This is a genomic window from Sphingomonas antarctica, assembly GCF_965137005.1.
GTDB classification, from domain to species: Bacteria; Pseudomonadota; Alphaproteobacteria; order Sphingomonadales; family Sphingomonadaceae; genus Sphingomonas_O; species Sphingomonas_O antarctica.
Window position 1 is genome coordinate 1 of record NZ_CBCRXM010000027.1, and the last position, 8,145, is coordinate 8,145.

The window sequence follows — 8,145 nt, forward strand, 5'->3', positions numbered from 1 at the left end:
GGCGTGTCGCGATGGCCGGGATAGAGGCGATGCTTGGCTTGCTGTTGCGGATAATGGGTGAAGCCATCGCGGATAACGAGTGCACCGCTTTCCACCCTCAGCGACACGCCATGACCGCATAAAATCAGCGGCTTCTCATTGCGCTCGCGACGGCGGCGTTTGCTTGGCGTCGCGTCAGCCAGCCAATGGGAATTACGGGCAAACCACTCACCTCGAATGCAGTTGGATTGCGGCTCATTCGGCTCTAGCTGTAGAAACATCTGCCAACCCTTTTTTGACGCTATTTCTATAGCAGATGCGCTAAGCGAGGTCCGGCAAATTGGTGGTTAATCGACTAATTCAATTGAACGAATTTGATCCTGAATTGGGCGAATTAGCGAATTGGAAAATAGGTTCGCCACTCGATTTTGCGGCTCTGTATTTCGGCAACGCAGATTTACAAACGCAGTATCGTGACGGGTCAAAAAGCGCAGCGCGGCTTGCTCAAGCTCAACTCGAATTGGAGCTACGCGATAAGATCGCCGACGGGCTTTTCGTCGCTCTAGGTATACTCGACCCGCATCCACCGGGCGCAATAACGCCTGAGCAAATTTCGCCAGCCGTTTTCGCAAGTCCCAATTCGCGGGTCAACTTACCAGAAAACTCCATTACCGCGTTCGGGAGAAAGTTCGCCGATGTCCGAGTATTGCGAGCGCAAAGCGAGATGCATCCCGCCCTCGCTAGGCTAGTCACCGCGATAGCGCATGACATGGCCCGCGCCGATACTCGTGCAGGGATTTATCGAACGACGGATGAAGTCCTATCGGCATCCGAACCTAATTCACTGGCGCAAATGAAGGTAGGCCGGAACAGCACTTACCCGCTCTCCCGTGAAGTGTTGCTCGCCTTGGATGTGGCAGGAGACAACGGAGAATTTAGCGCTGAAATGCTGCACGAAAGGTTTCAGACGGAGTTCGCGAAGCGATTTCCGCGAGATCGGGCCAATGTGGCTCCGCCCGGCCTGACGACGTTTCGGAAACAATTGAAGCGGTTTCGGCAAGAAGCGTCAGAAAGCGACAACAATGAAATTGCAGGTTGATCCAGTAGCTTAGGAAGGGTCGCGGCCCGACCATTCGACCATTCGCCGAATCACCGGCGCGGATCGAATGATGACACGGCAACGCGACTACAGGGCTGAATACGCAAGGCGCATCGCCAATGCGACCGCGAAGGGCCGCTCGCGCTCACAAGCGCGGGGACATGCGCGCCCCGGCGAAACGCCAACGCGCCCCCGCCAGCGCGCTAAAATCGATGACAAATTAGAGGCCGCGCTTCGCGAGTTCCGGCGCATCGGCAATCGCGAGTTGGCGGCGAAGTCGGTCAACGTCGCGCCCGAGCGGTTCCGGCGCTTCCTTCGCGAAACCGTTGAAGTTTCGGGGCGGGGGCCGTCGCGTCGCATCATCGACAATCGACCTCGTGACTGGAAAGTTATTAGCAACGGTCAAGTGCTTGACGTTCGACTGCGCGATTATAACGAAACCTCACTAAACGGGCAGCATCTTGCCGCCGTCGGCAAATTCATTCGCACGAATGACCGCCAATTGTTGCTGCCTTTCGAGGGTCGCGAAGTCATCGACGCCAAGGGCAAGCGCCACGCGCTCGAAACCGATCCCAATGAACTGCACCGCATCGCGGCTCAGGGCGATGAGGTTTTCCACGAAATTTATCGACTGGTAGCCATAGGAGGATGAAATGACGGCGAAGGAACTGGCGCGGGAAACGCGCAAACAACGGCGGCTAGAGATACTCGGCACGGACAACCCGCGTTGCGGGACGTGCGGTCATAGCCGCTGGCAAGCCATCGAAAAGCACCATCCCGCCGATCATGGCCGCGACGACATGACGGCCATGATTTGCCGCAACTGTCACCGGGTATTGAGCGACGATCAAAAGGATCACCCGGCGTTCGATCCGAATGCCGACGCGATGCTTGATAGCATCGGGCATTTTTTGCTCGGCTTGGCCGACATGCTGAGGCTCGTCATCGAACGACTTTACGCGTTCGGGCTGGCATTGATCGAACGCGCCGCCGCGCCAGCGGAGGGCGGGCAGTGATCGCGCCGTCAACGCCGCCGATCACGGACAGCTTGCCGGTTTCGCTTCGCGCATATGCAGCACCCACATTTCAGACTTTGCCCGATGCGAGCAAGCCGCAAGCCAAGCGCCACGCCGCACCTTCGCCCGCGTCGAACTGGACGCTGATTTTCGATTGCGAAACGACGACGCATCCGGGGCAGGCGCTGCGCTTCGGCGCTTATCAGTTCCGCAACGGCGACGAACTTGACGAGGCCGGGCTGTTCTATGATCCGGACGGCGTAACTGCCGACGAACTTAAAGTGCTTCGCGATCATGCAACGCGTCACGGCTTGGAGTTGCGAACGCGAGCGTCATTTATTGACGATGTGTTTTTCGCCCGTGCCTATCAGCTCAGGGCAACTATCGTAGGTTTCAATCTTCCGTTCGACATTTCGCGGCTGGCGTTTCGCCATGCGACCCTGCGAACGCCGGTCGATGGCATTGCGAGCGCGATGCACGGCGGCTTCACGTTCAAACTGTCCGCTCAGAAAATCTATCCCAATGTTCGCATCAAGCATTTGTCTCAGCGAACCGCGCTGATTTCGTTCGCCGGAACGGCGCAGCAGCTTTCAAGTCGCGGGCAGCGACGGCGCGGATCGCCGACGCCAACGCGCCGTGGTCATTTCATCGATGTTAAGACTATTGCCGGGGCGCTGTTCGCACGGGGCTTTTCGCTCGCCAGCCTGTCGGCGTTCCTTGGCGTCGAAAATGCCAAGCTCGAATGCGATGATTTTGACGCACCCGTTACCGATGAGTTTGTGACGTATGCCGTGCGTGACGTGCAAGCGACATGGGAGTGCTATCGCGAACTTATGACGCGGCTCGACCGCCTCAAATTGACCCGGACCAAGCCCGAAAAAGTCTATAGCGAAGCGAGCATTGGCAAAGGCTATCTGCGCGAAATGGGCATCGTGCCGTGGCGCAAGGCTCAACCGGTTGTTCCGGCCCCTTTGCTCGCCAAGATCATGGGCAGCTATTTCGGCGGGCGTTCCGAAGTTCGTATCCGGCGCGAGCTTCGCCAAGTCATGCTGTGCGATTTTCTATCGATGTATCCGACCGTCTGCACGCTCATGGGACTGTGGCAGTTCGTTATCGCCGACGGCATGATGTGGCGCGATGCGACCGGCAAAACACGCGATTTTCTGGCGGCGGTCGATTTGGCGGCACTTCAATTGCAATCGACCTGGCGGCAATTGGCAACGCTCGTTCGTGTCGTTCCTGATGGTGACATTTTCCCGGTGCGCGCCGCCTATAACGGCGACGCGCAAAGCACGATTGGAGCGAACTATCTGAGTTCCGATTGCCCGCTGTGGTTCACGTTGGCGGATTGCATCGCCGCGAAATTGCTAAGCGGCAAAGCGCCAAAGATCCTCGAAGCCATCACATTCACACCGGGGCCGGTGCAGCCTGAGCTTCGCGCTATCGATATAAGTGGCAATGCCGATTATCGCGTCGATCCCGTGGAGACGGACTTTTTCAAGCGTATCATTGAGCTGCGCCAATCGACCAAACAGCGCCGCGACCGAGCGATCGGCGATGAATGGGTCGCGCTTGATACCGAACAAAACGCCCAAAAGATTGCCGCCAACTCGACCAGCTACGGCATCTTTATCGAGGTCAATGTCGAAACAGGCCGGACGCGCAAGGCGACGACAATCCTGAGTTCGACGTGCGACCCGTTCACTTTCAAAACAGACCAGTCCGAAATGCCGGGGACGTTCTTTCATCCCCTGCTCGGCACACTGATAACAGGGGCGGCGCGGTTGATGCTCGCCACCGCCGAACGGCTAGTCGCCGATAGCGGATTGGATTGGTCATTTTGCGACACGGACAGCATCGCGATAGCCAAGCCCGAGGCAATGGATGGCGACGAGTTTGCGGAGCGCACCCGCTTGATTGTCAATTGGTTCGCAGCGCTCAATCCGTATGAGTTCGGCGGCTCGATCCTGAAAAATGAGGATGTGAACACGGGGCTGGCGACCAAAAAATCCGAACCGCTCTTTTGCTGGGCCATATCATCGAAGCGCTATGCGCTATTCAATATCACCACCGATGGCAGTCCGATCATGCGGAAGGTTTCCGCGCATGGGCTTGGGCATTTACGCCCGCCCTATGGCGAAGCCGACGCGCCCGTTGATTTGCCAAAGCCGGACAAGTCGGTTCTCGGCGACGGAATCGAGCGCTGGCATTGCGACCATTGGCATCAAATTGTGAGTGCGGCACTCGCCGGCCATCCCGATCAAGTGCGGCTCAATTATCATGCCAGCCTGAGCGCGACCGCGATCAGCCGCTATGCCGCGACGACGCCCGATTTGCTGGCGTGGTTCAAAACCTACAATTGCGACCGACTCTATCGCGATCAGGTCAAGCCGTTCGGCTTCCTGTTTTCGATGATGCAAGGCTTCGACCTTGGCGGCGAACGGATTGCGGACGGCGCAACCCCGCGTCCGCGCAAAGCGGCGCGGCTCAAACCCGCCGCGCCGTTCGATAGCGATCACGCCAAAGCCATCGCGGCGGCGTTCGACCGCGATACCGGCAAAGCTGTTTTGGGAACATCCCTCAAATCCTATGCCGACGCGCTGGCCCAATATCATACGCAGCCGGAATCGAAGTTCTTGAACGCCAAGCCGTTCGACCGGGGCGTTACCCTCCGCCGCCATGTAAAGATGACCGCGACGCACCATATCGGCAAAGAGTCTCACGATTGGGAACGCCAAGCGATGATCGGCCTGAGCGTCAATAGTGAGATTGAATATGGTGTTGCCGTCGGCGACCGGGTGGACCTTGCCGACAAGTTACGCGTATTCTTATCCGAAAACGGGGAACGAAAAGCCGCCGCTATGCTTGGCATGTCCGTGTCGAGATTGAAGGCGTTCGTCAGCGGGCGGGACATTCGGGACGGGGACACGCTGGCGCGAGCAATCGCAGCGAAACTGCCAGCCGCGCTTGCCCTAGGGGCGAAGCTCAGCCACGACCGGCAAGCCGAATTGCAGCGATTGCGGGAGACCCACGACCGCGACGGATTGCGAGCGACGGCGCGACGGCTGGGCGTTGACCCGTCAAATTTGCGAAGAATGCTGGCAAAGTCCGGCTTATCCGGGCTAAAATAGGTTTGAGGGTGGCAGGGGGCGGCAGGAGGGGGTTGTTCTAAATGCTAGGTCTGCGCGATAATTTGGCTATCAAGACTAGATGCCCCAGTCGGCTGTCGATCCATTGCCATTTAGACCTTAGCAAATTACGATCCGCGATCCGCGATCCGCGATCCGCGATCCGCGATCCGCGATCCGCGATCCGCGATCCGCGATCCGCGATTGGTGTCCTGTCGTTGTTGGCGCTCGCCGCGTGTAGCGGTAGTCGTGATAACTACGCATCGCATCGCGAAAAGGCGATCCTTTCACATGCCGCGCAGGACCGTTTTCCGATCGTTATGGTAGGCGATAGTTTTGTCGAGCTGATGGACCTACCAATTCTTTGCGGCAAACGCGTGTTAAATGCCGGTGTGAGTGGCGCGAAAGTTGCGGACACGGCTCAATTTGCTCCCAAGGTAATCGCAAGCGAGCGGCCCAAATTACTGATCGTCAATGTCGGGGTGAACGACGCGCATCGCAAAGTAATGACACGTGCCGCCGACGTGCGACGCGACCTTACCAGCATTTTGGATGTCGCCCGCAAAGCTGGCGTGCGTGTGCTTCTACTCGGTATCGCACCAATAACCGGCAAAGGCATTTCCGCAGAATTCAACGCGGACAAAGCGATAGAGTTAAATGCGGCGCTGATTATGCTTGGCGGAAAACCTGTTCCAGCGCTGGATAGTGATGACGGGCTGCACCCTAACGCCAAGGGATATGTTAAATTAAAGAGCATAATTAGCGGTGTTTGCAATTCCTAATTTGCGGGTTGCACGTCTGCTGATTGGGCATCCATGTTTGAAATGAAGTCGGATTAGGATAATGAGTTTAATTCGCGGAGAGAGTAACTTCATCCCATTTTTTGGGCCAACCTTGAAGCAATACTTCAATCAATCGACCGATAATATCTTCACTTTCTCGGAAGAACGATTGCCGAGCCTCATGCTCCTCCATAGATTTAATGACGGGTAACTTACCGCTATGAATGGCCTTCGACCTAAAATTATACGCCTCTTTGATTGTTTTAAATGCCTTTAGTCGACTAGGTCCGTCATTTCCGATGAGCCACGCACCCCTATGGGAAATTTTATTAGTAATTTCCGTATTATCCGACTTCTGTTCGTGCATAAGTAAAATTTCCAGACACGAACCGATGTCAATTGCCCGTTCAGTGTCAGACTGGCGCATTCTTGCCGCTGCTAAATGATCGACAGCTAACATAATCGTTTGGTCAGGGGCTTCAGCCAATTCATATACGCGCTTGAGCGCGGACGCATGTGCGGTCGTAAGACGCGGCGGCGGCGGTGGAACAATGGCCCCCCCTCCAACTCCGTTGTCAATCAGCAGCGGCCAACCCGGCGACGAAACATACCCATATGACGCTCCGAACTTGGGAGCTGCGCCACCCGCCGCAACGAGCGCCACGCGGGCGCGAACAAATGCGTCATCCAATTGCTCTTGAACTTCGGGGGCTACGAGTATTGGGATTGGCATCGGAACGCCGCCTACAACTTGGGGTCGCGGCGCATCGCGCAATGGCTCCATATTGACCGACACAACCAAGGCCGACAAACCGGGGGCAATTCTATCGTCGTCACCAACCGCCAGACCCATTTGAAAGGCCACATTGCGACACACGCCGGGCGGCAGCGAGGCTGGGGGCATCAATCGCACATTGTGCCCTACGGGAACGCTCTCGACCACTTCAACATTCGTGACTGCGCGCACAGATTGATAATCGACTTCCCCGGACGCAGCAAAGCGCAGCAAGTCAGCGATGATTACGTCCGGACTAAATTGCGCCCGCGCTCTACTGATTAGGTATCTTGCGGCAGCGTCAGCAGATAAAGTCGATCCTGATCCCGGCGTAACGGCCCACCTTCCCCAAATGCGTTGCAGTTCGGGGGCATAAGTGAGGGCGTTCACGAACGGCGATATTGCCACGGCGTCGAAATCCGCCCAGTCAGGCCTGATCGGGTCGCCGATTGGGCCTCTTACTAAAGAGACAGCATGGCGCAGGGCGTTCACGAGCATCGATTCCGACATGCCGCCCCTTAAGGTGATAAGCAGTTTGCGGATAGCAACCTGTCGCGAATTTGGATTTCAATGTGGTCCTAACTGCGTCAGATGAGACCTATCGCTATACCCCCCGGATCAAGTCCGGGGTGACGATCTCTTCATATGGGATTTCGGTCCCCCACCCGGTTGACCAAATCTCCCCCTCGCCGTAACGCCCGCCCCTTAGCGACATCGCTGCAACCCTGACCCACGGAGCCCGATTTCCGCATGGCTGAAGACACGCGCGCGACCGGTATCCTCGTCATGGCGGACGGCACCGTCGTGCGCGGGCGCGGCTTCGGGGCGGAGGGCGCGGCGGTGGGCGAGGTGTGCTTCAACACCGCGATGACGGGCTATCAGGAGATCATGACCGATCCGTCCTATGCGGCGCAGATCGTCACCTTCACCTTTCCGCATATCGGCAATGTCGGCGCCAACATTGAGGATATGGAGGCGATCAACCCCCACGCGGTGGGCTGCATAGTCCGCGAAGACGTGACCCAGGCGAGCAATTTCCGCGCCACCGGCGGCTTCGACGCGTGGCTGCGCGTGAACGGCCGCATCGGGCTGGCGGGTGTCGATACCCGCGCGCTGACGCGGATGATCCGCGAGAAGGGCGCGCCGGACGCGGTGATCGCGCACCGGCATGACGGGGCGTTTGACGTCGACGAACTGGTGCAACTGGCGCGCGATTTCGGCGGGCTGGAAGGCATGGACCTCGCGCGCGGGGTGAGCACGCTGCAGACGTATAAGTGGGATGAGGGATTGTGGCGGCTGGGGAGGGGGTATCAGAATCCCCTCCCGCAGGCGGGAGGGGCAGNCGCCNANGGCGTCGGGGTGGGGT

8 protein-coding genes are annotated in these 8,145 nt (G+C 57.8%); 6 read left to right on the forward strand and 2 right to left on the reverse strand.

What is annotated here, in order from left to right; genetic code table 11:
* Nucleotides 1–260: hypothetical protein (locus ACM9ME_RS15095; RefSeq protein WP_415644286.1), on the reverse strand; the 260-nt coding region annotated here is incomplete at its 3' end.
* An 83-nt stretch (nt 261–343) separates the two neighbouring features.
* Between ACM9ME_RS15095 and ACM9ME_RS15100 the strand changes: the two genes are divergently transcribed.
* From ACM9ME_RS15100 to ACM9ME_RS15120, 5 genes are all read left to right on the forward strand, one after another.
* The gene (locus ACM9ME_RS15100; RefSeq protein ID WP_415644287.1) at nt 344–1,078 is read left to right on the forward strand and encodes a hypothetical protein; all 735 of its coding nucleotides are present in this window, start codon (nt 344–346) and stop codon (nt 1,076–1,078) included.
* Between the two features lie 265 nt (nt 1,079–1,343).
* Complete coding sequence (locus ACM9ME_RS15105) at nt 1,344–1,730, forward strand: hypothetical protein (RefSeq protein ID WP_415644288.1); 387 nt, start codon at nt 1,344–1,346, stop codon at nt 1,728–1,730.
* A 1-nt stretch (nt 1,731) separates the two neighbouring features.
* Nucleotides 1,732–2,094, forward strand: coding sequence for a hypothetical protein (locus tag ACM9ME_RS15110; protein WP_415644289.1), 363 nt, complete (start codon nt 1,732–1,734; stop codon nt 2,092–2,094).
* Nucleotides 2,091–5,225, forward strand: a complete 3,135-nt coding sequence (locus ACM9ME_RS15115; RefSeq protein ID WP_415644290.1) for a hypothetical protein — start codon at nt 2,091–2,093, stop codon at nt 5,223–5,225. Before ACM9ME_RS15110 ends, ACM9ME_RS15115 begins: the two co-directional genes overlap by 4 nt.
* 41 nt (nt 5,226–5,266) lie before the next feature.
* Nucleotides 5,267–6,004 (forward strand): SGNH/GDSL hydrolase family protein, encoded by a 738-nt coding sequence (locus ACM9ME_RS15120; RefSeq protein WP_415644291.1) that lies wholly within the window; start codon nt 5,267–5,269, stop codon nt 6,002–6,004.
* Nucleotides 6,005–6,071: 67 nt separating this feature from the next.
* Here the strand turns inward: ACM9ME_RS15120 and ACM9ME_RS15125 are convergent, their stop codons facing one another.
* Nucleotides 6,072–7,289 carry a hypothetical protein gene (locus tag ACM9ME_RS15125; RefSeq protein ID WP_415644292.1) on the reverse strand — a complete coding sequence of 406 codons (1,218 nt, stop codon included), beginning with the start codon at nt 7,287–7,289 and terminating at the stop codon, nt 6,072–6,074.
* Nucleotides 7,290–7,529: 240 nt separating this feature from the next.
* Between ACM9ME_RS15125 and ACM9ME_RS15130 the strand changes: the two genes are divergently transcribed.
* Nucleotides 7,530–8,121, forward strand: a 592-nt coding sequence (locus tag ACM9ME_RS15130) for a carbamoyl-phosphate synthase domain-containing protein (protein ID WP_415644293.1), incomplete at its 3' end; no start/stop codon positions are given.
* Nucleotides 8,122–8,145 lie beyond the last annotated feature (24 nt).